This is a genomic window from Nereida ignava (genome assembly GCF_047114695.1).
Classification (GTDB): Bacteria; Pseudomonadota; Alphaproteobacteria; order Rhodobacterales; family Rhodobacteraceae; genus Nereida; species Nereida ignava.
The window spans coordinates 1,274,569-1,301,497 of record NZ_CP112885.1 but is presented as its reverse complement, the minus strand read 5'-3'; the positions used below and the strand labels follow the sequence as shown (position 1 = coordinate 1,301,497).

At 55.2% G+C, this 26,929-nt stretch carries 28 protein-coding genes; 19 read left to right on the top strand and 9 right to left on the bottom strand.

Annotation, left to right across the window (positions count from 1 at the left end):
* Positions 1 to 66 precede the first annotated feature (66 nt).
* The gene (locus tag OLX08_RS06440) at positions 67 to 1,518 is read left to right on the top strand and encodes an efflux RND transporter periplasmic adaptor subunit (RefSeq protein WP_391480460.1); all 1,452 of its coding nucleotides are present in this window, start codon (positions 67 to 69) and stop codon (positions 1,516 to 1,518) included.
* Complete coding sequence (locus tag OLX08_RS06435; protein ID WP_391480458.1) at positions 1,518 to 4,916, top strand: efflux RND transporter permease subunit; 3,399 nt, start codon at positions 1,518 to 1,520, stop codon at positions 4,914 to 4,916. The genes OLX08_RS06440 and OLX08_RS06435 overlap by 1 nt, the downstream gene beginning before the upstream one ends.
* Here the strand turns inward: OLX08_RS06435 and OLX08_RS06430 are convergent.
* Entirely contained in the window at positions 4,913 to 5,725 is an 813-nt protein-coding gene (locus OLX08_RS06430; RefSeq protein WP_412535628.1) for a protein-disulfide reductase DsbD domain-containing protein, read from the bottom strand. The two genes, OLX08_RS06435 and OLX08_RS06430, sit on opposite strands and share 4 nt — an antisense overlap.
* A gap of 109 nt (positions 5,726 to 5,834) precedes the next feature.
* On the opposite strand from OLX08_RS06430, the gene OLX08_RS06425 reads away from it, so the two are divergent.
* The gene (locus OLX08_RS06425) at positions 5,835 to 6,413 is read left to right on the top strand and encodes a YqgE/AlgH family protein (protein WP_391480455.1); all 579 of its coding nucleotides are present in this window, start codon (positions 5,835 to 5,837) and stop codon (positions 6,411 to 6,413) included.
* A 6-nt stretch (positions 6,414 to 6,419) separates the two neighbouring features.
* Here the strand turns inward: OLX08_RS06425 and OLX08_RS06420 are convergent, their stop codons facing one another.
* Positions 6,420 to 7,343, bottom strand: a complete 924-nt coding sequence (locus OLX08_RS06420) for an L-threonylcarbamoyladenylate synthase (RefSeq protein ID WP_391480453.1) — start codon at positions 7,341 to 7,343, stop codon at positions 6,420 to 6,422.
* A gap of 117 nt (positions 7,344 to 7,460) precedes the next feature.
* On the opposite strand from OLX08_RS06420, the gene OLX08_RS06415 reads away from it, so the two are divergent.
* The gene (locus tag OLX08_RS06415) at positions 7,461 to 9,188 is read left to right on the top strand and encodes an acyl-CoA dehydrogenase (protein ID WP_391480452.1); all 1,728 of its coding nucleotides are present in this window, start codon (positions 7,461 to 7,463) and stop codon (positions 9,186 to 9,188) included.
* A 9-nt stretch (positions 9,189 to 9,197) separates the two neighbouring features.
* On the top strand, positions 9,198 to 10,238 hold the full coding sequence (locus OLX08_RS06410; RefSeq protein WP_391480451.1) for an MBL fold metallo-hydrolase: 1,041 nt from the start codon (positions 9,198 to 9,200) through the stop codon (positions 10,236 to 10,238).
* Here OLX08_RS06410 and OLX08_RS06405 read toward each other — a convergent pair.
* Positions 10,235 to 10,444, bottom strand: a complete 210-nt coding sequence (locus tag OLX08_RS06405; RefSeq protein ID WP_048598836.1) for a DUF6356 family protein — start codon at positions 10,442 to 10,444, stop codon at positions 10,235 to 10,237. The genes OLX08_RS06410 and OLX08_RS06405 overlap by 4 nt on opposite strands.
* Before the next feature lie 114 nt (positions 10,445 to 10,558).
* Between OLX08_RS06405 and OLX08_RS06400 the strand changes: the two genes are divergently transcribed.
* The 4 genes from OLX08_RS06400 to OLX08_RS06385 all read left to right on the top strand — a co-directional run bounded on the left by OLX08_RS06400 (position 10,559) and on the right by OLX08_RS06385 (position 12,377).
* Complete coding sequence (locus OLX08_RS06400) at positions 10,559 to 11,017, top strand: Lrp/AsnC family transcriptional regulator (RefSeq protein WP_391480449.1); 459 nt, start codon at positions 10,559 to 10,561, stop codon at positions 11,015 to 11,017.
* 39 nt (positions 11,018 to 11,056) lie between these two features.
* Positions 11,057 to 11,506, top strand: a complete 450-nt coding sequence (locus OLX08_RS06395; RefSeq protein ID WP_341246101.1) for a DUF6173 family protein — start codon at positions 11,057 to 11,059, stop codon at positions 11,504 to 11,506.
* Positions 11,507 to 11,608: 102 nt separating this feature from the next.
* Positions 11,609 to 11,749: an aa3-type cytochrome c oxidase subunit IV gene (locus OLX08_RS06390; RefSeq protein WP_048598839.1), complete on the top strand. Its 141-nt coding sequence runs from the start codon at positions 11,609 to 11,611 to the stop codon at positions 11,747 to 11,749.
* A 4-nt stretch (positions 11,750 to 11,753) separates the two neighbouring features.
* Positions 11,754 to 12,377 (top strand): hypothetical protein, encoded by a 624-nt coding sequence (locus tag OLX08_RS06385; protein ID WP_391480448.1) that lies wholly within the window; start codon positions 11,754 to 11,756, stop codon positions 12,375 to 12,377.
* Positions 12,378 to 12,389: 12 nt separating this feature from the next.
* Here OLX08_RS06385 and OLX08_RS06380 read toward each other — a convergent pair whose 3' ends face one another.
* Together OLX08_RS06380 and OLX08_RS06375 are read right to left on the bottom strand one after the other, a co-directional pair.
* Positions 12,390 to 12,728 carry an AzlD domain-containing protein gene (locus OLX08_RS06380; RefSeq protein ID WP_341246099.1) on the bottom strand — a complete coding sequence of 113 codons (339 nt, stop codon included), beginning with the start codon at positions 12,726 to 12,728 and terminating at the stop codon, positions 12,390 to 12,392.
* Positions 12,725 to 13,438, bottom strand: coding sequence for an AzlC family ABC transporter permease (locus OLX08_RS06375; RefSeq protein WP_391480446.1), 714 nt, complete (start codon positions 13,436 to 13,438; stop codon positions 12,725 to 12,727). Before OLX08_RS06375 ends, OLX08_RS06380 begins: the two co-directional genes overlap by 4 nt.
* Positions 13,439 to 13,487: 49 nt before the next feature.
* On the opposite strand from OLX08_RS06375, the gene OLX08_RS06370 reads away from it, so the two are divergent.
* From OLX08_RS06370 to glp, 4 genes are read left to right on the top strand one after another with little or no spacing between them, the layout of a single operon-like run.
* Positions 13,488 to 14,381, top strand: coding sequence for a formate dehydrogenase accessory sulfurtransferase FdhD (locus OLX08_RS06370; RefSeq protein WP_391480444.1), 894 nt, complete (start codon positions 13,488 to 13,490; stop codon positions 14,379 to 14,381).
* Positions 14,378 to 14,968, top strand: a complete 591-nt coding sequence (gene mobA / locus OLX08_RS06365) for a molybdenum cofactor guanylyltransferase MobA (RefSeq protein ID WP_391480443.1) — start codon at positions 14,378 to 14,380, stop codon at positions 14,966 to 14,968. Before OLX08_RS06370 ends, mobA begins: the two co-directional genes overlap by 4 nt.
* On the top strand, positions 14,965 to 15,459 hold the full coding sequence (gene mobB, locus OLX08_RS06360; protein ID WP_391480441.1) for a molybdopterin-guanine dinucleotide biosynthesis protein B: 495 nt from the start codon (positions 14,965 to 14,967) through the stop codon (positions 15,457 to 15,459). Before mobA ends, mobB begins: the two co-directional genes overlap by 4 nt.
* Positions 15,456 to 17,618: a gephyrin-like molybdotransferase Glp gene (glp, locus tag OLX08_RS06355; protein WP_391480439.1), complete on the top strand. Its 2,163-nt coding sequence runs from the start codon at positions 15,456 to 15,458 to the stop codon at positions 17,616 to 17,618. Before mobB ends, glp begins: the two co-directional genes overlap by 4 nt.
* A gap of 2 nt (positions 17,619 to 17,620) precedes the next feature.
* Here the strand turns inward: glp and OLX08_RS06350 are convergent, their stop codons facing one another.
* Both OLX08_RS06350 and greA read right to left on the bottom strand, forming a co-directional pair.
* Positions 17,621 to 18,643: a hypothetical protein gene (locus tag OLX08_RS06350; protein ID WP_391480438.1), complete on the bottom strand. Its 1,023-nt coding sequence runs from the start codon at positions 18,641 to 18,643 to the stop codon at positions 17,621 to 17,623.
* A 6-nt stretch (positions 18,644 to 18,649) separates the two neighbouring features.
* Positions 18,650 to 19,120, bottom strand: a complete 471-nt coding sequence (greA, locus tag OLX08_RS06345) for a transcription elongation factor GreA (RefSeq protein ID WP_048598847.1) — start codon at positions 19,118 to 19,120, stop codon at positions 18,650 to 18,652.
* 207 nt (positions 19,121 to 19,327) lie between these two features.
* Here greA and OLX08_RS06340 point away from each other — a divergent pair, with 207 nt between their 5' ends.
* The 3 genes from OLX08_RS06340 to OLX08_RS06330 all read left to right on the top strand — a co-directional run bounded on the left by OLX08_RS06340 (position 19,328) and on the right by OLX08_RS06330 (position 23,649).
* Positions 19,328 to 20,980: an electron transfer flavoprotein-ubiquinone oxidoreductase gene (locus tag OLX08_RS06340; protein WP_391480436.1), complete on the top strand. Its 1,653-nt coding sequence runs from the start codon at positions 19,328 to 19,330 to the stop codon at positions 20,978 to 20,980.
* A gap of 126 nt (positions 20,981 to 21,106) precedes the next feature.
* On the top strand, positions 21,107 to 22,801 hold the full coding sequence (locus OLX08_RS06335; protein ID WP_391480435.1) for a tetratricopeptide repeat protein: 1,695 nt from the start codon (positions 21,107 to 21,109) through the stop codon (positions 22,799 to 22,801).
* A gap of 38 nt (positions 22,802 to 22,839) precedes the next feature.
* The gene (locus tag OLX08_RS06330) at positions 22,840 to 23,649 is read left to right on the top strand and encodes a 4-(cytidine 5'-diphospho)-2-C-methyl-D-erythritol kinase (RefSeq protein WP_391480433.1); all 810 of its coding nucleotides are present in this window, start codon (positions 22,840 to 22,842) and stop codon (positions 23,647 to 23,649) included.
* Positions 23,650 to 23,652: 3 nt separating this feature from the next.
* Here the strand turns inward: OLX08_RS06330 and OLX08_RS06325 are convergent, their stop codons facing one another.
* Positions 23,653 to 24,654 carry a polyprenyl synthetase family protein gene (locus OLX08_RS06325; RefSeq protein ID WP_391480432.1) on the bottom strand — a complete coding sequence of 334 codons (1,002 nt, stop codon included), beginning with the start codon at positions 24,652 to 24,654 and terminating at the stop codon, positions 23,653 to 23,655.
* A 51-nt stretch (positions 24,655 to 24,705) separates the two neighbouring features.
* On the opposite strand from OLX08_RS06325, the gene OLX08_RS06320 reads away from it, so the two are divergent.
* The 3 genes from OLX08_RS06320 to OLX08_RS06310 all read left to right on the top strand — a co-directional run bounded on the left by OLX08_RS06320 (position 24,706) and on the right by OLX08_RS06310 (position 25,937).
* A complete protein-coding gene (locus tag OLX08_RS06320) occupies positions 24,706 to 24,921 on the top strand; it encodes a DUF2007 domain-containing protein (RefSeq protein ID WP_048598851.1) in 216 nt (71 codons plus the stop codon).
* Complete coding sequence (locus OLX08_RS06315; protein ID WP_391480430.1) at positions 24,918 to 25,646, top strand: tRNA1(Val) (adenine(37)-N6)-methyltransferase; 729 nt, start codon at positions 24,918 to 24,920, stop codon at positions 25,644 to 25,646. The genes OLX08_RS06320 and OLX08_RS06315 overlap by 4 nt, the downstream gene beginning before the upstream one ends.
* A 123-nt stretch (positions 25,647 to 25,769) precedes the next feature.
* Positions 25,770 to 25,937: a DUF465 domain-containing protein gene (locus tag OLX08_RS06310; RefSeq protein WP_074842094.1), complete on the top strand. Its 168-nt coding sequence runs from the start codon at positions 25,770 to 25,772 to the stop codon at positions 25,935 to 25,937.
* A gap of 42 nt (positions 25,938 to 25,979) precedes the next feature.
* Here the strand turns inward: OLX08_RS06310 and OLX08_RS06305 are convergent, their stop codons facing one another.
* Complete coding sequence (locus OLX08_RS06305) at positions 25,980 to 26,921, bottom strand: transcriptional regulator GcvA (protein ID WP_391480429.1); 942 nt, start codon at positions 26,919 to 26,921, stop codon at positions 25,980 to 25,982.
* Between the last annotated feature and the right edge of the window lie 8 nt (positions 26,922 to 26,929).

Below are 26,929 nucleotides of genomic sequence, written 5' to 3'. Positions count from 1 at the left end.
TTCGTTAAAGATTTGGTAAAGCGCCAAAAGGGCCTAAGTCAACTCGTAGACAATTAGGATAATGCGATGCGATTCTTGATGCGTAGCCTCATGGGCGTGGTGATGTTGGCGTTGACGGCGGGCTTGATAAGCTTTGCTGGCTACTCGGTGGTGAGCGCTGTGCGCGAAAAAGCGGCACAAACACCGTTTGCCAGACCAGCACGCGAGCGGACATTTACAGTAAATGTTGTTCCCTTTGAGCCGACTACAGTTGTGCCAGAAATGACTGTGTTTGGTCAGATCGAAAGCCGCCGCACCCTTGATTTGCGCGCCGCCGTCGCAGGTCCCGTTATTGAAGTTTCACCTAACTTTACGGAAGGCGGTCGTGTTTCTGAGGGTGAGTTGTTGGTACGCATCGACCCGTTTGAAGCGCAAACTGCGTTGGCGCGTGTTAAAGCGGACGTGTCTGATGCGCTTGCCGAACAACGCGAGGCAACAGCGGCTTTGGTCTTGGCAAAAGATGATCTGGCTGGCCTGACTGCACAGCGCGATTTGCGCAGCCGCGCGCTGGTACGGCAGCAGGACCTAAAGGATCGTGGTGTCGGCACAGATGCTGCTGTTGAGGCCGCTGAATTAGCTGTAGCTGCGGCTGATCAAGCTATTTTGACCCGCAGACAAGCAGTGCAGCAGGCGCAGGCACGTGTGGACCGTGCCGATGCGCAAATTGAGCGACTGGATATTTCGCGCATGGAGGCAGAGCGTCGTCTGGCAGACACGCAGATCCGCGCAAAATTTGATGGCACCTTGGCGGACGTGGCTGTGGTGGAAGGTACGCGTGCCGCACAGGGGGCAGCGCTTGCGCAGCTTGTTGATCCTGCACAACTGGAGGTGGCCTTTCGGCTGTCCACGACCCAATATGCACGGCTTTTGGATGATGCTGGCGCTTTGACACAAGCGCCGGTCACCGTCACGCTTGATGTTTTGGGCACTGATATGAAAAGCAGCGGCGTGATTGCCCGCGAAGGTGCAAGCGTTGGTGAGGGGCAAACGGGCCGATTGGTATTTGCCCGCCTCAATGACCCAAGGGGGATGCGCCCGGGTGATTTCGTCAGCGTTAGTATCGCAGAGCCCGCGTTGAACTGGGTTGTCAGCCTGCCCGCTGCGGCGGTGAATGCCAATGGTGAGTTGCTTGTGCTGGGTGAGGATGAGCGCTTGGAAGTAGTGCAGGCTCAGGTGCTTCGCCGTCAGGGCGATTTCGTATTGGTCCGCGCACGTAATATGGAAGGCCGCGAGGTCGTTACTGCGCGCTCTCCGGTTCTGGGTGCGGGTATCAAAGTCCGCCCGCTGCGCGCCGATGCGGTTGTGGAAGAGCCGCAAACTGTTGCGCTGACGCCGGAACGGCGCGCCAAGCTTATTGCATTTATCAATGCCAATACACGCATGCCCAAGGCCGCAAAAGACAGAGTTTTGGCCCAACTCAATCAGGACGTGGTTCCTGCCCGCGTGGTTGAGCGTATTGAAGCACGGATGGGCAGCTGATGCGCGATATTGGTGCATCCACAGGCGGGATCCTGTCTTATTTTACGCGGCATAAAACAGCGGCTAATTTGTTGTTGGTCGTTATGCTTGTGTTGGGGGCGGCATCGCTGCCCAAAATGCGTGCGCAGTTTTTCCCTGATGTTGTTGTCGACAACGTTACGGTTTCGGTCGGCTGGCAAGGTGCCGGCGCCGAAGACGTCGATGCGGCAATCGTGCAGGTGGTTGAGCCTGCGTTGTTGGGCGTTGAGGGGGTGCAAAGTTCACGCGCGATCTCTCGCGAAGGTAGTGCGTCCGTCACATTGGATTTTGAGCCCGGCTGGGACATGTCGCGTGCAGCGGATGATGTGCAGGGTGTTGTTGATGCGATTAGCACGTTGCCCGAAGACGCTGATGATCCGCGTGTGCGGCGCGGTACGTGGCGCGACCGCGTTACGGATGTTGTAATCACTGGACCAATTGGTGTTGAGCAGCTTGGGCTGTTGGCTGATGAATTCGTGAACCGCCTTTTTGCTAAAGGGGTGACGCGCGCCACCATTCGCGGTGTTGCGGCTCCCAACACGGTTGTTGAGGTGAACCAAACGGATTTGATCCGTTTCGACGTGACCATGGCCGACATCGCCCAAGCCATTGATGCTGAGGTCACGGCTGACCCTGCAGGTGATGTGGGCGCTACGGCGCGTGTGCGAACGGGTGTCGCTAAACGTGATGCGCGCGCGATTGCGGCGATTGTTTTGCGTTCCGACGTGGGGGGCACTGCACTAACGATCGGTGATGTAGCGCAGGTTCGTGTTGAGGGCATTGACCGCGAGCGTGCCTACTTCGTGAGCGATGCACCTGCGCTTTCCATTCGTGTGGATCGCTCGGATCAAGGGGATGCGATTAACATCCAAGAACAGGTCCAAAGCGTGGCCGATGAGATGTCGCTCAATCTACCTGCGGGGGTTAGCGTTGAGTTGATCCGCACCCGCGCCGAGGCCATCAGTGGCCGCCTTAATATCCTGATTGAAAATGGCCTGACGGGCTTGGGCCTTGTGGTGTTGTTGCTATTTTTGTTCCTGAACGCCCGTACTGCGTTTTGGGTTGCTGCCGGCATTCCAGTGGCCATGCTTTCGGCGATTGCCATCATGTATGCGGCTGGTTTGACGATTAATATGATCAGCCTTTTCGCGCTTATCATTACGCTTGGGATCGTCGTTGATGATGCGATCGTTGTGGGTGAGCACGCTGATTTCAGAGCGCGACGACTTGGTGAAACCCCGATCGTTGCGGCCGAAAATGCAGCGCGCCGGATGGCGTCTCCTGTGTTCAGCGCCACTGTGACGACTGTCATCGCATTCTTTGGCCTTGTGGCGATTGGCGGCCGATTTGGTGATTTGATCAGCGATATTCCCTTTACAGTGATTGCTGTTTTGATCGCTTCTTTGGTTGAGTGCTTCTTGATTTTGCCGCACCACATGGCGAGCGCGTTGGCGCATGGGGACAAATTGCGTTGGTACGATTTGCCAAGCCGGACTGTGAACCGTGGGTTTGATTGGTTACGCGAGACCCTGTTCCGCCCGTTCATTGCGGGTGTGATCAAAGCACGTTACCCAGTTTTTGCAGGCGCACTTGTGATGCTGGCGTTGTCCTCTGTATTGTTCATCAAGGGCGATGTGCAGTGGCGTTTCTTCAACGCGCCTGAACGTGGATCGGTCACGGGTAATTTCGCGATGGTGGATAGCGCTGTGCGGGCCGATACGCTGGCGCAAATGCGGTTGATGCAACAGGCGATTGATGAGTTGGGTGCCGAAGTTGAAGCCCGTATCGGGGCAAACCCTGTTGATTACGTTTTGGGCGAAATTGGCGGAAATGCCGGGCGGGCCATTTCGGGTTCTGAGACAAAAGAGAAAGATCAATTAGGTGGCGTGAGTATTGAGCTTATCGATGCCGATCTGCGGGTTGGCTATTCAAGCCGCGATTTTGTGTCTGATTTGCAGGACCGCGTTGCGCGCCACCCACAGCTTGAGGCGATTAGTTTTCGCAGTTGGGGCAGCGGCCCGGGTGGTGGCGATGCGATTGACGTTCAGTTTTATGGCGCTGATGCGCAGACACTGAAAGACGCAAGCGACGCCCTCAAAGAACAGCTTGTTCAGTTCCCTGAAGTAAGCGCTGTGGAAGATGATCTGCCCTACGACAAAGAAGAGCTGATCCTTGAGTTGACGGCAAAAGGGCAGGCTTTGGGCTTTACCATCGACGGGCTTGGCCGTGATCTGCGCGCTCGTCTAAACGGCATTGAGGCGGCTACCTATCCGGTTGGTGCGCGCAGTGCGACGATCCGTGTGGAGTTGCCCGAAGCAGCTTTGACCCAAGACTTTCTGAGCCAGATGTTGGTTCGCTCGGCTAAGGGGCAATACGTACCGCTTGCTGATATCGTTGAGGTCGAACGACGCACAGGTTTCCGCACCGTAAACCGTGAAAACGGTGTGGCATTGGTGTCGGTTACCGGTGAGCTGAACCAAGATGATGCTGCCCGCGCCAATGAAATTCTTGATACTATTCGCGAAGTAATCCTTCCCAAAATTGAAGCGGACCTGCGCGTGTCTTACGAGTTTTCCGGTGCCTCTGAGGACGAAGACACGTTTTTGAACGATGCGCGCCTAGGGTTGATGCTGTCACTGCTTGGCATCTTTTTGGCTCTGGCGTGGGTCTTTGGCAGCTGGACGCGGCCCGTTGTTGTTATGGCCATCATTCCGTTTGGCTTGATCGGAACAATCTATGGCCATTGGCAGTGGGGGGTTCCGTTGTCGATGTTCACAGTTGTTGGGTTGATCGGGATGATCGGGATTGTGATCAACGATTCAATCGTTCTTGTCACAACCATCGATGACTATGCCAAAGATCGCGGCCTTGGACCCGCCATCATTGACGGGGTGTGCGACCGCTTACGGCCCGTATTGTTGACCACGTTGACAACCGTGTTGGGCCTGATGCCGCTGCTTTACGAAACTTCAAGCCAAGCACAGTTCTTGAAGCCAACCGTGATCACACTCGTCTACGGTCTAGGCGTTGGGATGGCACTTGTTCTGTTGATCGTGCCGTCATTAATCGCGATGCAAATGGACGTGCGCCGTTTGTCAGAAGCAGCAAGACGCGCCGTCAGTGCGCGGGGGCGTTTTGGGGCGCGTGCGCGCGGTGTTGTGCTACCAGTTTTGACGCTTGGTCTGATGGTTGCGTTGGGCTTTGCGGCAACACTTGGTTCGGTCATGGCGACTGGAAATTTAGCGTGGGGTAGTGCGGCAAGCGCATTGGCCGCGCTCGGTTGGTTTGCGGGAATCGTTTTGGGTGCTGGTGTGCTGGTATTTGTGGCAACGGCGATCATGTTCACTATGCGCCCAAGCAAAAAGATCAGCGGCGCTTAACCGCCCGTGCAGCCTTTGATTTCCACAGCCTGACCACCGGCTAAAACAGTCATAATGACGCCGCTTCGGTCTATGCTGAAGGGTTTGCCGTTCGCCTCAAGCAGCGTTGCAGTCGCCGAAATTGTGCTGCCAGTCCGAATAGTTTCGGCCTCCGATACCCACACATTTGGGTTGGCCACCTCAAGCACACTTATTTCGCCGGGGCCTTGTTTGGGCAATGTAACAGATGCCGTCAAAACAACGCCGTCGTCTGCGGGCGTGATGGTACAGACGGGCCGTTTGGCGCCCGCCTCACGCGCGCTTAGGGGTTGCTCAACAAGTGCGGCGGCGATCTGCCCATCAAGCGCGCCAACCTCTGGTAGCCGCCCATCAAACCGCAGTGTTGTGGGGATACAGATGTCTTTGCACACACCGATTTCTGCCTTGCCCTTGATCCGCATGCTGCCATCGTTTTTCGGACTTACAGTAATCGGGATAACCACTTGATCAGTGTAGCCCAAAGTGCGCATCCCGTTTTGAACATGCACATCAGGGACGGGCCAGTGAAATTTCACAGTATCAACGTTGCGCGTGCCGGCCCAATGAAACGCAGGCGGTACACCTGCGTCGCCCGGACTGCGCCAATATGTGTGCCATCCATCCGCCAGGGTGATCCGCAGCGCCGCCATATGCGTGCCGTCAGCCTCACGCCACCCTCCGAGCACGTCAATAGAGGCCGCATCGCTTGCAGCATCTGAGGCCATCGCGGCTGTGCACCCAAAAAGGGTAGCCACGAATGTGGCTGCGTATTTTGTTAGGGCCTTCGTCATAGCATCCACTACATACGCAGCTTGCCGCGTTTTGGAAATCACGTTCACGACAAGGATATGTCAGTGATGCGCGCTTGCCGATGGTTCTTTGGTGTCTCATGGTAATGACATGAGCGACTCAAATTTTCCTCAAACCACCTTGGTAGGTCACGTATTGATCGCAATGCCCGGCATGGATGATCCAAGATTTGCCGGCAGCGTGGTCTATATTTGCGATCATACGTCTGAAGGGGCGATGGGGCTGATCCTGAATAAGCCGACCAAGAAGGTGACATTCAAAGGGCTGCTAGAGCATCTTGAAATTGAGCCGCTTAAGCCTGTTGAGAGCGTACCCATGTATTACGGTGGGCCGGTTGAACAGGGGCGCGGCTTTGTGTTGCACAGTGGTGATTATGCAGGCAACGACAGCACCTTGCAGGTATCAGATAGCGTTGGAATGACTGCAACGCGGGATATTCTGGAGGATATTGCCTTAGGCGTTGGGCCGCGCAGCATGGTTATGGCGATGGGCTACGCGGGGTGGAGCCCTGGCCAACTGGAAGCTGAGATATCGATGAACGGATGGCTTACGGTTGAGGCAGATAGCGCGCTTGTTTTCGATACGCCAAGCGATGACAAAAGATCGGTCGCGCTTGATATGTTGGGGATTGATCCGCGGCTTTTGTCGGTGGTTGGCGGACAGGCCTAGTTCACCTTAATCGCGCGGTGCAGCGGCCCGTCGCAAGCGGTCGTTGATAGCGCGGCCAAGTCCGTGATCTGGAATAGGTGATACGGCGATCGGCTGGTCAAGGCGATCGAGACTGTGCAGATGGGTGAACAAATTGGCCGCCGCTTCTCGCAGGTCTGCGCGTGGCGATAGGTTAAGATCACATTGCACTTCTCCGAAACCCAACAGCACTTCGCCGGCCTCGGCTCTGGCGGCATCCATGCGCAGCGCGTGGCGCGGCGCGTAATGGCTGCTGAGCTGGCCGGGGGCGGCGATGGCGGCGGGTGTTGTGTCGTGGGAAAGTGGGCCAGTGATTGCTTCGATGTCACGCAAGGCCAATCCGCCAAACCGCAAAACAGTTGGTGTGGGTGCCACAGCAATGATTGTGGATTCCAAGCCCACGCTACAAGGGTCCCCTTCTAGCACGGCATCAATTTTGCCGCCTAAGCCGTGCATAACGTGCTGGGCTGTTGTGGCACTGATGCGACCTGACGGATTTGCGGAGGGCGCTGCGACCGGGGTGCCTGCTGCGCGCAAAACGTCGCGGGCTTGTTCGTGATCAGGCACGCGGATTGCCACGGTTGAGAGACCTGCGGTGACCAGATCGCAAATGCCTGAATTGGGCTTCAGGGGCAGCACAAGTGTTAAGGGGCCAGGCCAAAATGCGGCGGCAAGGCGTCGTGCGATATCGTTCATTTCCACGTAGGGTTCGGCATCGGCAAGACTTGGCACATGGATGATCAGCGGATTGAAGCTAGGCCGTCCTTTTGCTTGATAAATGCGCGCGACGGCAGTTGCGTTCGTTGCATCGGCGCCAAGCCCATAGACGGTCTCGGTTGCAAACCCCACCAACCCGCCTTGGGCCAAAAGTGTGCCTGCGTCTTGGGCGGTCTTGAGCAGTTTCGTTTCCATCTATGACGCCGCGTTCCCATTGATTGAGGTCGGTGGCCGCGCGATGCTGTGGCCGTGCAAACTGACTTACGCTTATGGGGTTGGATTGCCAAGCCTGCGTAAATTACCGGAGTTTTCATGCCATACGTCGCGCCTCTTGCTGAGTATAAATTTTTGTTCGACCACGTTGTTGGGTTTTCAGACATCTGTGCAACGGCCCGTTTTGAGGACGTGAGTAGCGACATCACCGGCGCGCTTTTGTCTGAGGCTGGCAAAGTCTGCGAAGAAGTTTTGGCCCCGCTGCAGCGGGTAGGCGATATTCAGCATGCGGTGTTGAAAGACGGCGTTGTTGTTATGCCCGATGGCTTCAAAGAGGCGTATCGCGCCTTGGCGAATGGCGGTTGGATGGGAATTTCGGCGCACCCTGATGGCGGCGGGATGGGCCTGCCGCTAACGCTGACCTCAGCGGTGAACGAGATGATGGCGAGCGCGTGCCTGTCGCTTCAATTGAATCCGTTGATGACCCAAGGCCAGATTGAGGCGCTTGAAGCCCACGCGGATGACAAGATTAAGCAGACATATTTGCCCAAGCTGATCAGTGGTGAATGGTCCGGCACGATGAACCTGACCGAGCCACAAGCAGGCAGTGATGTTGGCGCGCTGACCACCAGAGCGGTGCCGCGCGGGGATGGAACGTTCGAGATTACGGGGCAAAAGATTTACATCAGCTACGGTGATCACGACATGGCGGAAAATATTTGCCATCTTGTTTTGGCGCGCTTGCCAAATGCACCTGCTGGCACCAAGGGCATTAGCCTTTTCATGGTCCCGAAGTATTTACCCGATGATAATGGCGATGCAGGCCAAGCCAACGCGCTGCATGTGGTTAGCCTTGAGCATAAAATGGGTTTGCACGCGTCGCCCACTGCGGTGATGCAGTATGATGGTGCGACTGGTTGGCTTGTCGGGGCGGAGCATGCGGGCATGGCGGCAATGTTCACCATGATGAACAACGCCCGCGTCGGTGTGGCAATTCAAGGCACAGGAGTTGCAGAAGGGGCGCTTCAACACGCGTTAAGCTATGCGCGGGATCGCAAGCAAGGACGCACGAACGTATCAAATGATGCTGTCGCTACTGGCGCTATCGTTGATCATGCAGATGTGCGTCGGATGTTGGTTGCGATGAAAGCTGATCTATTTGCGGCGCGCGCGATCGCTCTGTCCTGCGCTGCGGCGATTGATATGGGAACGGCCACCAGCGATGCCTTTTGGCATGCACGGGCCGCTTTTCTGACGCCAATCGCCAAAGCATTCGGGACCGACGTTGGCATGGCCGTGGCGGCTGAGGGCATTCAGGTGCACGGCGGAATGGGCTTCATTGAGGAAACAGGTGCCGCTCAATACAGCCGCGATGCGCGCGTCACCGCGATTTACGAGGGCACAAACGGCATTCAGGCGATGGACCTTGTGGCCAGAAAACTGGCCGACGGCGGAGATGCCGCTTTTGCGCTGATCGAGGAAGCGCAAACCCAAGCGGAAGGCTGCCGCGGTACGCATGAAAGCCTTGCTTGCCCGCTTTGGGAGGCGTCTGAGACTTTGCGCGAGACAACCGAATGGATGGTTTCACAATCAGATAGCAACCACCGCTTTGCCGGTGCCGTGCCTTATTTGCGCGGGTTTGCACGGGTTCTTGGGGGGCATTATCACCTTAAGGCGGCTCTTGCTGCGGGACCTGATAGTGGCCGCGCACGACTTGCGAGGTTCTACATCAAGCGGTTGTTGCCAGAGCACGCAGGCCTTCTTTCCCATGCGCGCGAGGGCGCCGATGATCTTTATGCGCTTTCCACCGAGGACCTGCTCGCCTAGACCTGTGCCATGACAAAACTGGCCTATCCATTCGCGCAAGCGCCCGCCGAGGGTGAAGCAATCGAAGTCGCTGAAGGTGTGCTGTGGATGCGTTTGCCGCTACCCATGGCGCTTGATCATGTGAATGTTTACGCCCTTGATGATGGCGACGGTTGGACGATCATCGATACGGGGTTTGCGTCTAAGCGGAGCCGGAGTATTTGGCGCGCGTTGATGGATGGCCCTTTGGCCGGCAAGCCGGTTAAACGTGTTATCGTCACCCATCACCATCCCGATCATGTGGGTCTGACGGGCTGGTTTCAGTCAGAATTTGGTGCAGAACTTATTTGTACCCGGACAACATGGCTTTTTTCGCGCATGTTGCAACTGGATGCACAGGACAGGCCGACTGAGCAAACTGTTGATTTTTGGCACCGTGCTGGGATGGCGTCTGATATTCTTGAACAACGCCGCAATGAGCGGCCCTTCAACTATGCTGATTGTGTCGCGCCGATGCCCCTTGGCTACACGCGCATTCAACAGGGTGGCTCTATCATTATGGGCGGGCGCAGTTGGGATATTCACATCGGCAACGGGCATTCCCCCGAGCATGCAACATTCTGGAGCCGTGACGACAATTTGGTAATTTCTGGCGATCAGATCATTGCTTCAATCAGCTCAAACATTGGTGTCTACGCGACCGAGCCGGAAGCTGACCCTGTTGCTGATTGGCTTGAGGCGTGCGAGCGTTTGGGCGCATTGGCGCGTGACGATCATTTTGTTTTAGGGGGTCACAAGTTGCCATTTACAGGCTTGCCCGTGCGGATGCGGCAGTTGATTGAAAATCACCACGGCGCACTGCGCCGCCTAGAGGCCCATTTGTCAGAGCCGCAAACTGCGGCGCAGTGCTTTATGCCATTGTTTAAACGGCAGATTGTAGGCAGCGAATACGGGTTGGCGCTTGTTGAGGCCCTCTCGCACTGCTTACATCTTTGGCATCACGGGCGGGCAACGCGGACGATGTCTAAGGATGGTCAGTGGCTGTTTCAGCGGGTGACAGACACCGCTTAGCGATTGGTGATTTTGTCATTTAGGCGGCGGATAATGTTGCCAGCGGTCTTTTCAAATAGGGCAGGAATGATTGCGTGCACTGCAGCGCAAAAAGCGGCCGCCATCAGCCAAAATGCAAAAGTCGCTGCGAAGCGCATATGCTCAAAATAGGTCTCGTTCACTGAGGCAGGATGATCAGAGAAAAGGGCAGTGAGGACACGGGTCATATTAGGCTCCGACAGGCGTTGGGGTGGTTGTGCCTTTACTATGGCTGCGCGGTTGTGAGGCTGTGTCCCAAAATATACTGTCAAAGCGGATAGAGTTGGGATAAAATCCCACTTATGGCTGATTTAGATTCTATTGATAACGCTTTGCTATCTGCTTTGCAGGATGACGCTACCGTTAGTCTTGATCAGTTGGCCGAACATGCAAACCTGTCCCGTAATGCGTGCTGGCGGCGAATAAAGGCGATGGAGGCGACGGGGTTGATACGCAAGCGTGTGACGTTGCTTGATCCAGAACAGGCAGGCTGCCCGCTTTTGGTTTTTGTAATGGTGCGGACGAATAATCACGATGCGGAATGGATGCGTTTGTTCAACCGTGCTGTCAGCTTGTTTCCTGAAATTGTTGGTGCGCACCGAATGACCGGTGATCTTGATTATGTCCTGCGCGTGCGTGTCGCGGATGTTGCGGCGTATGATCGGTTTTACAAAAAGTTTATCGCGCAGGTTGCGGTTTCCGATATCTCTGCAAGCTTTGTTATGGAAGACATCAAGGATACCACTGCGCTGCCGTTATGATGGTGCGGTGTGGGCGTGTAATTGGCGGAGGAAGTAACGATGGATAACGTGATCAAAACAAGCGCGGACGCATTGGAAGATGATGTGTTGCCAAAGATGCGCGCCGCAAGCGCGGCAGGCACCCAAGATGAGGAACTGCCATCCGCAATGACCCAAGCGGTCAGTAAGAAAAGCCCCGCTCAATGGGCTTATGAACGGGTGGTTTTGTACCTTAAGAAGTTTGAAGAAACGCTTGACGCCGAGCATGAGGCAGCCATGGGTTTCGCGGGTGGCGAGGCAGGCGTACTGCGGATTGAAGGCATGGGATATTTTGACCCTGATATTGTTACGTTCTACGGCACGGACGCAGCAGGCGCCAAGACGCAGTTGGTACAGCACGTCACCCAGCTTAATGTGATGTTGCGCGCAATTCCCAAAGAGGTCGACGCGCCTGAGCCTAACCGGATTGGCTTCCGTCTTGCCGAACAGCTTGAAAAGCCTGTTGCCTAAGCCGGTGTGAGCAGTGTCGCAGGGGCAGTGAAATCACTAGAAATGCGTGCAAATATGCTTTATGCGCGCCTCAAGAATACTTAGCTAAACGGGAAATTAGACATGGCTGATGACAAGCACGAGCACGGTAAAATGGACATCGAAGTCCAAGAGAAAACTTTTGCGGGCTTCGTAAAATTCACAACGTGGAGCGTGGTGATCATCATTGCGACGTTGATCTTGCTCGCCATTATCGGCGGTTAAGCAGATGAAAACGCGGAGCATTGCTGCACTTTTCACAGCGGCGATGCTGCTGGCGGGGTGCCTGACACCCCCTCAGGACCTGCCAACCGCGACAGATAGTGAAATCCGCGAGAGCGTTTATCGTCACGACGGCCCTCCCGCCCTTTCTTTGATTACTGTTGTAAGTAACGGGACCAATTCCGGCGCCCACAGTGCCCTGCTGGTCAACGGATCGCAGCGTGTTTTGTTCGACCCCGCTGGAAGTTTTGAGGCCAGATCAATCCCCGAGCGTGGTGATGTTCTTTACGGTATTACACCACTTTATAAGCGATTTTATATTGGTGCCCATGCCCGCATTACCCACCGTGTGGTTGAGCAAACGATCGAAGTGCCCGCAGGTGTGGCCGAGCAAGCCCTTCAGTTGGTGATCAACAACGGCGCTGTCCCTGCGGCGGGGTGCACCCGCAGCATCACGAGCATCTTGAGCCAGCTTGACGGCTTTGAAAGCATCGGAACGACATACTTTCCCAACAAAGCGCGCGAGCGGTTTGGCGCACTGCCCGGTGTAGCGGAACAAGAATATTATGAGACGGATGACGGCAATAAAGCCGTGGCGCTTTCGCAGTATATTGATGTTGATCTGGACTAACGCGCTGGCACTTTAGCCAAAACCACCTGTGAGGTAGAGCATCCCGTAAAGTGTCGCTGCACCCAAAATGATTGCCCAAAGGACGTTGCGTGTCCAAACACCAACGGCCAACGTGACAATCGCGGCTGACAGGCGTGCGGGGTCCACTTCACCGTTTGTCGCGGGCGGAAACAGCACAACCGGTGCAATTAGTGCGGGCAAAACAGCAACGGCTGTGTAGCGAAGGTGTCGCAAAATCCATTCTGGCAATTCACGGTCACCGATCAGGCCCAAAAATGAAAAGCGGCTAATGAAGGTCCCAAGCGCTAAAACACCGATAATTAGCCAAACGTTTACATCATCCGAAATCATGACGTGCGCTCCTTTTTCAGCACCAACTCGGCCTGCGCGCCCGCGATCATAGCCGCGATGCCTGCGATGATAATTCCAAGGCTATAGGGCACATTCATGCACAACAGGGCCACCACAACAGAAGTTGCCGCTGCAATAACGTGTGGCAGTGTGCGCAAAGCCGGTGCGATAAGTGCGAGAAACGTAATTGGGATCGCAAAGTCGAGCGCATATTCCGGCGGAATAGAGCTTCCCAGTTTTGCCCCAACGTAGGTCATCGCATACCACGTTGAGCAAATGGGTGTGACGGTGCCTGCAAAATAGCGTAGCTTTTGGGGGAGGGTCCAAGCGGTTTCGTCTTGGAATTTTTGATCCGCAAGTGCGTATGTTTGGTCCACCATCGAGTAGCTCACAAGCGCACGTTGCCAAAGGCGGGCTTTGCCCAGATGAGGCACCATTGCAGCGGAATACATGGCCATGCGCAGGTTCACAGCAAGCGATGTTGCCAGCACAATAAGCGTAGGTGCGTCCTCGACCATAAGCTGCACTGCTGTGAATTGTGCGGCCCCCGCGATGACCAAAACGCCAAAGCCCATGACTTCTGCAATGTTTAATCCGGCTTCAGTGCCCACGACCCCAAACAACAGTCCAAATGGTGCGATGACCAAAAGAAACGGCAGGCCGTCGCGGAAGCCCTGCAGATATGTCGATTTCGCGGTGGTAGATGACATTGTGACTCTCTAGGTTATTTGAGACATGACTTAGACGAGTGTCAGGGGGATGCAAATGGCTGATGAGGCAGATTACATTATCGCGCCAGATCCACTGGGTGCGCGCGGTGGTTTGCGCCTGACGCGTTCGGTTGCGGGAGTGGATCATACCGGCGCTCAGATCGAGACGCCCGTGGTCGAAGAACGTCCTTTGACCATCTTTTTGAACAGTCAGGAAATTGTCACGGCGATGACAATTGGTGACTTCCCTCAGTACCTCGCGCTTGGGTTTTTGCGCAACCAAGGGATGCTTGATGATGCTTCTGACGTCACTGGCGTCGACTACGATGAAGAGCTTGAAACTGTGATCGTGCGCACGGCCAGTCAGACGGTGTTTGAGGATAAACTCAAGAAAAAGACCCGCACCAGTGGCTGTGCTGTTGGGACAGTTTTTGGGGATATGATGGAGGGCCTTGAGGGCGTGACGTTGCCCCAAGTGCCTGTGAAAACGTCATGGCTTTATGCATTAGCGCATCGGATTAACACGACACCCAGCCTTTATCTGACCTCGGGTGCTATTCACGGCACGGTTCTCTGCCAGCAAGATCGCCCCCTCGTTTATATGGAGGACGTTGGTCGCCATAACGCAGTTGATAAAGTAGCTGGCTGGATGTTGTCAGAGGGCGTCAGCCCGTCGGACAAGATTTTGTACACCACAGGCCGCCTTACATCTGAGATGGTTATCAAAACAGCGATGATGGGTATTCCGGCCTTGGTGTCGCGTTCTGGGTTTACGGCATGGGGCGTGGAGATTGCCCAGCAAGTAGGTTTGACGTTGATTGGCCGGATGCGTGGGCAGCGGTTTGTCTGTTTGGCTGGGAATGACCGTTTGGTACGCGATGCTGATCTTGCCTCAGTCCGCGATGAGCCATCGAAATCTGGCCGTAAGGGGGCGAAGCAATGAAGCAACCCTTCGGTGTTATTCTGGCGGGCGGCCAAGCACGCCGGATGGGCGGCGGGGACAAGGCGCTTTTGCAGCTTGGCGGCACAACGTTGCTTGAGCGGGTGATTGAGCGTCTTGAACCGCAAGTGGCGGGGCTGTGCCTTAACGCCAATGGTGATCCTGCGCGGTTTGGCCAAATTGGTCATGACGTGGTTGCGGACAGTATCGGTGGGTTTGTAGGTCCTCTTGCGGGTATTCTTGCAGGTCTTGATTGGGCGGCTGAGCAGGGGGCGGAAACGGTGGTAAGCGTTGCTGCGGACACGCCGTTTTTCCCATGTGATTTGACGCCCCGTTTGATGATGGCCGCTGATGAGATGACCCATCCGCTGGCTTTGGCAGCAACGGATGGCCGTCACCCCACGTTTGGGATTTGGCCAATCGCCTTGCGCGACGATCTGCGCGCGGCCTTGCATGGGGGCCTGCGCAAAGTCGTCACGTGGACCGATCAGCATCATGCGGCAACTGCTTCCTTTGAAGTTGGTTCGTTTGATCCGTTCTTTAATATCAATACGCCTGAAGATTTGGCGCAGGCGGAGCGGTACTTATGACGGAGCAAAAGGTTTTTGGTGTCATTGGCTGGAAAAACGCAGGAAAGACGGGCCTGATGGAGCGGCTTGTGGCTGAAATTACCGCGCGCGGTTTTTCAGTTAGCACGTTGAAGCATGCGCATCATAATTTCGACATCGACCAGCAGGGCAAAGACAGCTACCGCCACCGCGATGCAGGCGCACAACAAGTGCTTTTGGCCAGTGCAAACAGATGGGCTTTGATGACTGAATTGCGCGGAGAGCCCGAGCCACCGCTTGAGAAATTGCTGGCACAGCTGGCGCCCGTTGACTTGGTTTTGGTCGAAGGCTTCAAACGGGATACGCACCCCAAAGTGTGCGCTTACCGGCAGCAAACATCCCAATCCATGATCGAGGACGCATCGGTATTGGCCTATGCGACGGACACGGTGCTTGATACGCCAAAACCGCAATTTGATTTGGATGATACCGTCGCGATTGCGGATTTCATCTGCGCAAAGGCGGGGCTTTGAGTTTCGATCAGATCATCGCGGTCGATTGGTCATCTTCCTCGACACCCTCTTCGGCCAAGCCCGTTGCGAACGCCATTTATGTTGGTTCAAAGGTGCGTGGACAGCCAGTAGACGTGCAGTATTTTCGAACGCGGCTGTCGGCGATGAATGCTATTTGCGCGATGCTTGATAGGGCGCAAGATGCCGGCTCGCGGGTTCTCGTCGGGTTCGATTTTGGTTTCGGCTACCCACGGGGGTTTGCACAGGCTCTGACGGGGCAATCCTCTGCGCTTGGCGTTTGGGATTGGTTGGCCGAACGCATCAAAGATGGGCCAGACAACAAAAATAATCGCTTTGAGGTGGCGGATCAGATCAACCGCGCTTTGGATAGTATCGGACCTTTTTGGGGGTGCCCGAGGGGTGCTGAAACCGATGCGTTGCGCCAACGCGGGTCCGAGCGGGATCCCCGGAAGTTCCCTGAGCGCCGCACGGTCGAGGCGCTGACCTCAAGCGCGCAACCCATGTGGAAGCTCTATACTCCGGGCTCTGTTGGTGGGCAGTCTCTTGTGGGGTTGCCGATGTTGGCCAAGCTGCGGGCGCGCTACGGCGGCGGCATTACAGTTTGGCCGTTTGAGACAGGTTTTGCCGAGCCCGCAACAAATATTGTACTGGCCGAAATTTATCCGTCATTGTTTGATGCAAGGCATCGCATGGGCGATGATGGAACGATATTTGATGTGCTCGACGCGCGTCAGGTCCGCGCGGTTTGCGAAGCGTTTGAGAACGCTGATTTGGACGCGCTTTTTGGCGCAGGTTTTGATCAGACGACGGATGCGAAAGCTGTGCAGATTGCCTCGGAGGAAGGGTGGATATTGGGTGTGCGAAAGCAAAAAAAAGATAGCGGCTGCTTGACGCCTCCGCCTCTTGGGAACGACTGTTTTGCGATGCCGCAAGGCGTCAGTTGGACTCCTGTGGATGAGGCGTTGGATCAGTTAAAAAAGCGGGTTCGCGCCGTAACAGCTACAGAAACCATTGCGGTGAAAGACGCGGTGGGGAGCTACCTTGCGAGTGATGTTTTCGCACAGCGCGCAAACCCACCGCACGCAAATTGTGCGGTCGATGGGTATGGGTTTTCGGCAGATGCGATCTTGGACGGGCCCAACGAATTACCGGTAGTTATGGGTCGCGCCGCCGCTGGCGCGCCGTTTTCGGGTGCTGTTCCAAAAGGTCATGCAATCCGTATTTTGACGGGCGCGGTTGTCCCGGTCGGTGTTGATACGGTTGTGCTTGAAGAGGATTGCACTGTTGAGGCGGATGAGCAGGGGCAGTCCATTCGCATTGCTTTCCACGGAGGCCTGCGTAAAGGTGCCAACACACGCAAGGCTGGTGAAGATGTTATGAAGGGTGATGTAATGCTGCGCGGCGCGCGTAAAATCACCCCTGCGGATGCAGCGTTTCTGACGGCTGGTGGGATCAGTGATATCGACGTTCGCGCACCGCTTCGTGTTGCAGTCATTTCAACTGGTGATGAGTTGGTAAAGGCGGGTAGCAAGGCCAAAGCGGGTCAAATTTTTGATGCAAATCGCCCCATGCTTTTGTCAATGATCGCGGCTTGGGGGTTTGAGCCTGTTGATATGGGGATCATCCCCGACGATCCGGATGCATTGAAGGCAGCACTTGATGAAGCGGCTAAGTCTGCGGATGTGATCCTGACATCAGGTGGCGCATCCGCGGGTGATGAAGACCACGTTTCAAAGTTGTTGCAAAGTTCGGGCTCTCTTGCGTGGTGGCGGATTGCGGTCAAACCGGGACGACCGCTGGCATTGGCGATGTGGGGCGGTGTGCCGGTGTTCGGCCTGCCTGGAAATCCCGTTGCGGCCTTTGTCTGCACGGCTATTTTTGCACGTCCCGCGATGATGTGTTTGGCTGGTGGAGATTTCGCAGCACCGCAAGCAGTGACCGTGCCCGCGGGTTTTTCAAAACGTAAAAAAGAGGGCCGCCGCGAGTTTCTGCGGGCCCGTCTGCGTAACGGTGTTGCTGAGGTTTTTGCCTCAGAAGGGTCTGGCCGGATTGGTGGGCTGTCGTGGGCCGAAGGACTGGTGGAGTTGCCAGACGAGGCGCAAGAGATCACCCCTGGGACACCCGTCCGCTATATTCCGTTTTCAGGTCTTGGTCTGTAGGTTTAGCTGAACATTCCAGCCACACGACCCAAAAGCATGAATGCCAATGCGGTGCGTGTTGTGGACAGTTTTGCCAATTCCGCATCGGATGCGTGTGGTTCAAATTCCATCATGACTTTGTCAAATCGACGCAAAAAGTGGTGCGCTGCGTCCCGAAAGATGACGTCTTCTTTCATACGCCCTGCAGTTAGGGCGAGGGATGATCTGTCGCGCACACCGCCAAGGGCTGCAATCGCGGGGCCGCGCTCACCTTGCGCAAAGCGCCGCCACAGCTCTGGTTTGGCGCGATCATGGCGCAGGTCGTCCATGTAGATGCCCTCTTGGCTCAGCAGGGTCAGCATGTCTTGTGCGGCAGTGATCAGTTGGCTGGCGCGGTGATCTTTTAGGGCCTTGCGAAGAGCGGCGAAACCAACAGTGTCTTCTGCGGTTTCGGGGAAATTGAGTGCGCGGATGAAATCTTCGTTTTCAAGTGCGGGCTGCAGCGCCTCCATCGGTGTGCCGAGGGGGAGGGCAGTTTGCCCGTCCGCGCTGGTGGTTGCTTTGATTGTGTCGATGCTGATGCGCGGGGCGTCGGAACGGCTTGAAGTGAATGTTGCCAGCGCCGAAGATGTTTCGCGCGCTGTGGCTGCTATTTCTTCGAGCTTTTTCTCAACGTCTGGGCGCGTCGTTTCAGTGACGGCTTTCTGTTGCTCAAGGTATGTTTTGCGCATCCCGTCGATGGCCGAATGCAACCTGCTGCTTTCTTCGCGCATCACACGTATCGAGCGCGCTGCCGTTGCAGCGACCCAGATCAACGCCACGGGCATAAACACCGCGAGTAGGACCATAACGAACTGAAGGCTGTTGAATGATCCTTCTGTCGGCAGCATCAAAAAGAATACTGTTGATCCGATTAACCACACAAGCGTCAGCGCTGCTGCAATGATCTCGGTCGAGGAAATCGCGCTACGTTCGGGCGGGGCAAGCAAGTCATTTTTCGGCTTTGACTTGGATTGAGGCTGTGAATGCGGTGAGCTTGTGGCCATCACGAGTTACGAAAATTTAACGGACAGAATTTCGTAAGACCGCGTGCCACCGGGGGTGCGGACCTCGATGCTGTCGCCCTCTTCTTTGCCGATTAACGCGCGCGCCAACGGCGAGGCAATGTTTAGAAGGCCGCGCTCAATGTCGGCTTCTGGCTCACCCACAACCTGATAGGTTTTTTCCTCATCGGTGTCTTCATCAACCAACTCAACATGCGCGCCGAACTTGACGGTGCCCGACATCTTTGAGGTGTCGATGATATCTGCACGGCTGAGGATAGCCTCCAGCTCTGCGATGCGGCCTTCGATGAAGCTCTGTTTTTCACGGGCAGAGTGGTACTCGGCGTTCTCTTTAAGATCGCCCAATTCACGCGCTTCTGCGATCGCTGCGATGATCTCGGGGCGATCCTTAGATTTCAGTCCCTTTAACTCCGCATCCAGTCGATCTGCGCCAGCTTTTGTGAGAGGAATTTTATCCATTTTCTGTCTTTCTAAGGCCGTGGTTTTGTTGCTCGATTTATTGCGCTACAAAACGCAAAAGCAAAGGGAAATGCAAGGAGCAGGCACAGGATTGAGCGACTAATTGCAGCCAAGGCGCAGCGTAATGAAAAACCAGCGCCTTTTTTCAATTGACCCCTTTAATTCCTGTCGCCATATATTTTTGCAACATTTATTGGAGCCGGAAAAATGTCCCAGATTGAACGTGAAGCAATGGAATATGACGTGGTCATCGTTGGCGCAGGTCCAGCGGGCTTGTCTGCCGCCATAAAGCTCAAGCAACTTGATGCGGACATGAATGTTGTTGTGCTCGAAAAGGGTTCAGAAGTTGGCGCGCATATTCTGTCTGGCGCGGTACTTGATCCTGCAGGCCTGAACGCGCTGATCCCTGACTGGAAAGAAAAGGGCGCGCCGCTTAACGTGCCTGTGAAGGACGACAATTTCTATATGCTTGGCGAAGCTGGCCAGGTGCGCCTGCCCAATTTTGCGATGCCGCCGCTGATGAATAACCACGGTAATTACATCGTCTCAATGGGTAATGTCTGCCGTTGGATGGCCGAGCAGGCCGAGGAGCTGGGCGTTGAGATTTTCCCAGGCATGGCATGTTCTGAACTGGTTTACGGGGACAACGGTGAAGTCAAAGGTGTTGTTGCTGGTGAGTTCGGTTTGAATGCCGATGGCACCCCCGGTGATGCTTATGAGCCGGGAATGGAGTTGCACGGAAAATATGTTTTCCTGTCCGAGGGCGTGCGTGGATCGCTGTCCAAGGAAGTGATTGCCAAATATGAGTTGGATAAAGACTCAGGGCCGCAAAAATACGGCCTGGGCATGAAAGAGATTTGGGAAATTGATCCCGAAAAGCACAAAGAAGGCAGCGTCACTCACACAATGGGGTGGCCGCTGAATGGCAATGCGGGTGGCGGGTCTTTCATCTACCACCTCGACAATAACCAAGTTTATGTCGGCTTCGTTGTGCACCTGAACTACGAAAATCCGCACTTGTTCCCTTACATGGAATTCCAGCGCTTTAAGCACCATCCGATGGTTGCGGAGCTACTCAAGGGCGGCAAACGTGTTGCGTATGGTGCGCGTGCAATTACTGAAGGCGGGTATCAGGCGATGCCAGAACTGGCGTTTCCTGGTGGTGCGCTGCTTGGATGTTCTGCGGGTATGGTCAACGTTCCACGGATCAAGGGCAATCATAACGCAATGCTTTCAGGGATTGCTGCGGCTGAAGCTGCGGTTGAGGCAATCAAGGCTGACCGCGCGGGTGATGTTCTTGCTGGCTACGCCGAACGTGTGCACAGCGGCCCAATTGCAAAAGACCTTAAGAAGGTGCGCAACGTGAAGCCGCTTTGGTCAAAATACGGCCTGACTGCTTCGCTGACCCTTGGTGGGTTTGATATGTGGACCAACAACCTCTTTGGGGTCTCTTTGTTGGGCACGATGAAGCACGGCAAAAGTGACGCTGCTGCTACGGGCGAGGCGAAAGATCACAAGTCAATCGAGTATCCCAAACCAGATGGTGTGTTGTCGTTCGACCGGCTTACAAATGTAAGCTTTGCAATGACCAACCACGAGGAAAGCCAACCTGCGCACCTCAAGCTGAAAGACCCGAGCATACCTGTGGCCGTGAACCTGCCAAAATACGCAGGCCCGTCAGCGCGGTATTGCCCCGCTGGGGTTTATGAGTTTGTTGAGGAAGCGGGTGCGGATACGCGGTTTGTGATTAACTTTCAAAACTGCGTTCATTGTAAAACTTGCGATATCAAAGACCCCAGTCAGAATATCAACTGGACCACGCCCCAAGGCGGCGATGGGCCGAATTATCCCAACATGTGATCCTTGTTGGGTCCAGTTGACGAAAAGTTCATTGATCAGGGCGCTCTGCGGGGCGCCCTTTTTTGTGCGCTTCGCTTGTGGGTGGGGCGCAACTCGGGCAAGCTGTCCTGACACACAGGAGACCCCATGCGCCGATACATTCGCCCCATCGTTTTGAGTGCCACCTTGCTTCTGCCCGCCGTTGGTAACGCGCAAGGCATTGCGGGGTCCTATCTTGCGGGGCGTCATGCGCAGTTTAACGGTGATTATGCAACGGTTGGCCAGTATTATTCCCAAGCACAACGCAGTGACGCGACCAACCCAGCCTTACTTGAGGCGGCCTTGGCGGGCCGTGCAAATGCCGGTGACGTAGCAGGTGCTGTCGCACTTTTGCGTGGTTCTGATCTTGATATGAACCAAAGCCAAATTGCGGGATTGATTGCCGTTGCAGGGTTGGCCAGAGATGAGCAATTCACGGAAATCGTAGAAGGGTTCGGAGCAGGTCGGCGTATAAGCCCGCTTGTTGACGGCTTGGTCTTGGCTTGGGCAACCTTGGGCCTAGGCGATGTAAGCGCTGCCACCGATTACTTTGAGGATATGGCCTCAATGAACGGTATGAGCGGCTTTGCGAATTTGCACCACGCTTTGGCCAAGGGCACATTCGGTGATTTTGAGGGCGCGCTGGGCCTATTGACTGACGATAAAGTTGGCGCCCTTGGGTATACGCGGCGGTCGATCATGGTGCGCGCTGAATTCTTGAGCCAACTGGGTCGCAACATGGATGCAGCCGCGCTCATTGATGATAACTTTCAAGGGGCACTAGACCCTGAATTACAAGAACTGCGCAGTGGTCTTGAGGGGCGCAAGGCCGTACCTCTGACCACAGTTTTGACTGCGCAACAGGGATTGGCTGAAGTTTTCTGGACTGTAGCGTCGGTTCTCCGCGACGAGGCTGGCCCAGATTTTGCGCTTCTTTACGCACGTGCAGCGGCGTATGTAAGGGCTGATTTCGATGAAGCGAATTTGCTGATCGCGGGTCTGTTGGATGAGTTGGGCAATCATGTTTTGGCGGCGGATGCTTATGGTCAGATCACGCCGGACAGCACCTCCTTTCATGCCGCAGAGATCGGTCGTGCAGAGGCGCTTTTTGAAAGCGACCGCAAAGATGAAGCAGTTGAGGCATTGACTGCGTTACAAGACAGTCACGGTGATCTGCAGGTGGTCCACTCAACCCTTGGAGATATGTTGCGCCGTCTTGAACGGTTTGAGAAAGCAACCACGGCCTATACCACCGCGATCAAGCTTTTGGAGCAGGGCGATCCAAACGCATGGTTTTTGTACTATGCGCGCGGGATCACGTTTGAGCGGCGCGATTTGTGGCCACAGGCAGAGGCTGATTTTCGCAAAGCCTTGTCCCTCAACCCCGATCAGCCGAACGTGCTGAACTATCTTGGTTATTCACTCGTTGAGAAAAAAATTAAGCTCGACGAAGCATTAGAGATGATCGAGAAGGCCGCAGCTGCGCGTCCTGACAGCGGCTTTATCCTTGATAGTCTTGGGTGGGTTTTGTACCGGCTCGGACGTTATGACGAGGCCGTGGCCCCGATGGAAGTTGCTGCCTCACTTGCTGCGACTGACCCTGTGGTGAACGACCACCTGGGGGATGTGCTGTGGGCTGTTGGTCGACGGACTGAGGCACGTTTTCAGTGGTCACGTGCATTGTCTTTCGATCCAGCGGAAGATGATTTGCCGCGGATTAGGCGCAAGCTGGAAGTGGGACTTGATGTGGTGCTCGAAGAAGAAGGCGCCCCCGCACTGCCGCCAGTACAGTCTGGTGGCTGATCCCCGGCTTTGGATATTTATAAACAAAAGAAGATCTCATGACATCCGAGACACGCCAACTGGCGCCTGCCAAAGTGAACTTGACCCTGCATGTCACGGGGCAGCGAGAGGATGGCTATCATCTTCTTGATAGCTTGGTGGCCTTCGCCGATTTCGGCGATGACGTTTATGTATCGGATGGCCCCACACATTTGAGCGTTGAGGGGGATTTGGCCGCCGGTGTGCCGACGGGGTCAACAAATTTGATGTGGCGTGCACTTGATGTGATGGGGGCCGAGGCGTCTTTGAGGTTGGTCAAACGTCTGCCTGCTGAAGCCGGCATTGGTGGTGGCTCGTCTGATGCAGCCGCAGTTTTGCGCGCGATCGGTGGAAGTACGGTTGAACAGCAAATGTCGCTTGGTGCTGACGTGCCTGTTTGTATGCTTGCAACTGCTGCGCGGATGCGCGGCGTGGGCGAGCGGGTGGAAAAAGTTGCACTGCCGCCACTGCCTGCTCTTTTGGTGAACCCCCGTGTTAGCATGCCGACACCAGCAGTTTTCAGTGCTATGACAAAGCGCACCAACGCTGAAATGCCGATAATCCCTACGTTCGAGGGCGTTGCGGATGCGGCGAATTGGCTCGCAACGATGCGCAATGATATGCAAGATGCGGCTATTTCAATCCAGCCAGTAATCGAGCGTGCGTTGTCTGATTTGCAGTCGACCCGGCAGTGTTTATTAGCGCGCATGTCTGGGTCGGGTGCGACGTGCTTTGCAATTTATCCAACCATGAAGGCTGCACATTTTGCGGCCTATGAACTGGGTGCGATGCATACAGATTGGTGGATCAGGCCCTGCACATTAAGCTGAGGCTTATCTGACGCGCGCGACCACATAATCAGCAAGATCAAGAAGCATATCCTTCAACTCACTCTGTTCAATCACGCTTAGTGATGCTTTGGCTTTATCTGCCCAAGCAACTGCGTCGGCGCTGGTCGCATCAAGTGTGCCGTGGCTATCCATCAGGCGGAGAGCTTCTTGTAAATCACCATCGCGCTGGTCGCCTTTTGCGATGGTGCGGTGCCAAAAATCACGCTCGGTTGTATCGGCTTTGGCAACGGCTTTGATGACGGGCAGCGTTAGTTTGCGCTCGCGGAAATCGTCCCCAACGTTTTTGCCAGTGGCTTGGGTGTTCCCGCGGTAATCCAGCAGGTCGTCGACAATCTGGAATGAAATACCCAACGCATCACCATACGCGAAAAGCGCCTGTATCACATCATCGCTTTGGTCTGCGATGACACCGCCGACTTCCATTGCTGCTGAGAAAAGGGCCGCCGTTTTGCCGCGCACAACCTTGAGGTAAATTTCCTCATCGGTTCCCAAATCAGATGCTGCGGTTAGTTGCAGCACTTCGCCTTCCGCGATGGTCGCTGACGCGTTTGATAGGATGTCCAGCACGCGCAAATTACCGGTCTCAACCATCAATTGGAACGAGCGAGCAAAGAGGTAATCGCCGACTAAAACGCTTGATTTATTGTCCCAAAGCAAGTTGGCCGTGGGGCGTCCCCGCCGTTGGCCGCTTTCGTCTACAACGTCGTCATGCAGCAAAGTAGCCGTGTGAATAAATTCAACCGTTGCCGCCAAATGGATGTGGAATGGCCCGTCATAACCGCACATTTTCGCACTGGCCAACGTCAACATGGGACGCAGGCGCTTGCCGCCAGCATCGACCAGATGCGCGCTGACTTCGGGAATGCGGGGGGCGTGCTCTGACGCCATGCGTTCGCGGATCAATGCATTGACTGCAGTCATATCAGCATCAAGTGCGGCGGCGAGGCGCTCGTGTGGTTTTGTTGCGGCGTTATCCAAACCCATGAAAAGGTCTCCTTGCTCGACAACCCGTGGCAACTGGCCTTAGATCGGGGGATGAAAGAACTTATGCGCAGCAACGATCCGACGGCCATTGCCTTCGCCAAAGCTTTGCTATCCGGCGAGGGTATAGACTGCTTTGAAATGGACGTAAATATCAGCATTCTTGAAGGCAGCATTGGCATTTTGCCGCGCCGGTTGATGGTCCGCCAGGCAGACCATTTCATGGCAGCTGCTGCGTTGCGTGATAATGGGCTGACGGTTAGCGAATGAGCGAAACACGCGATGATTTTCTGGGCGGTAAAGTGAAGGCCTATCAACCTGCGCAAGGGTATCGTGCAGGTGTGGACGCGGTGTTATTGGCGGCTAGTGTACCCGCAAAACCTGAAGAGACCGCGCTGGAGTTGGGATGCGGCGTTGGCGTGGCTAGCTTGTGCCTTGCCGCGCGAACAGGTGCGGCAGTCACGGGTGTGGAGCGGGACAGTCGTGCGGCGGAATTAGCAGGGCGCAACGGTCTTGATGTAGTCCATGCTGATCTTGCGGCGCTTCCGCAGGAGATACGTGAGCGCAGCTTTCACCATGTATTCTGTAACCCGCCGTATTTTGATCGCGGGCGGGGAAATAAATCGGATGATGCGGCGCGCGAGGCAGCACGTGGTGAGCAAACTCCGCTTTCTGTTTGGCTGGATGTTGCTACAAAGCGGCTTCGGCCAAATGGTACGCTGACTGTCATCCAAGATATTTCACGACTGCAAGATGTGTTGAGTTCACTGGATGATCGGCTTGGTCGGGTGACGGTATTGCCGATCGCATCGCGGGTAGGGCAGCCTGCGCGACTTGTGATTGTACAAGCAAAGAAAGCCTCGCGCGCGCCATTTTCTTTATTGGCGCCGTTGATTCTGCATAAGGGTGAGCGGCACGAAGCGGACGAAGAGACTTACACACCCGAGGTACGTGAGATTTTGCGGCATGGCGCGCAATTATTCATCCGCAATTAACCACGTGTGAAGAAATTCGGCTAAATTCAGCTGATTACTTGAATCCTTTTGCAGCTGCGGCGTGACACAAGCGGGCTGCGTGTGCTCCACTAAAATCACACATCAGTAGAAAAGGACGCGCCTATGGCATTAAGCACGCATATCCAGCAACTGAAACAAAAGCATGAGAATTTATCGGAGACGGTCGCGCGCCTGCAGCGCATGCCTGCCGTTGATGATTTGCAAATTGCGGCGATGAAGAAAGAGAAGCTGAAACTCAAAGAAGAGATTTCGCGCCTCGCTTCTGCTTGAAGCATCACGCTGGCGCGCAGACCAGTTTGGGTGGCGCGTCAGTTATTCAACATCTGCTGCATAAAGAAGTGTTCGGCCTTCCGCGAAGGACTTTGAGGTATTGATCTCGTCCAGCAGCCAGTCATGAAACGCCTTCACCTTGGGGCGGGTCTCGTTGCCTTGTGGGCATACAAACCGAAATTGTGCGGGCGTAATCAGCCCAAGATCAAAAGGTGCCACAAGCCGTCCTGACGCGAGCGCGCGCGCAGCAAGCGATACACGACCCAACACAACGCCCGCGCCAGCAATTGCGGCGTCCAATGCATGATCAGCTTGGCTGAACCTTGCGCCGTGATCCGGGTCAATATCGACCTTCGCGGCCCGCGCCCATTTGGCCCAATCACATGTAATTTTAAATGCGTCCATGCTGTCATCATGGATGAGCTGCGCATTAGTTATTGTTTCTTTGGTGCCGAAATTTACCGCCATTTCAGGGGTCATCATCGGCGTGACCCATTCGCTTACAAGTGGTTCAGAATAGACGCCGCTGTAGCCGCCTAATCCAAACCGAATGGCTACATCGACTTCGTCTCTGTCAAAGTCGACCAATCGTAGGGATGCCGAAAATCGCAACTCAATCGTGGGGTGTGCCTGGGCAAAGTCGAACAGTCTTGGGGCCAGCCATTTAGAGGTGAACGCAGGGCCCGCAGTGACTGTGAGGGTCGTGTTGTCGCTTAAGCGGCGTGTGTTGCGCCACGCTGATGTGATTGCTGCAAAGCCGTCACGTACGCCGGGGGTTAAGGCGCGACCCGCTTCTGTCAGCTCAACCGCACGATTAAGCCGAATGAACACTGGTGTGCCCAAATCCGCTTCAAGGGATTTGATCTGATAGGACAGTGCTGCAGGCGTTACGTTTAACTCATCCGCCGCTTTGGCGAATGACATATGGCGTGCGGCGGCTTCGAAGGCGCGCAGGGCGGTGAGCGGAGGAAGGCGATCAGACATTTCAGTTT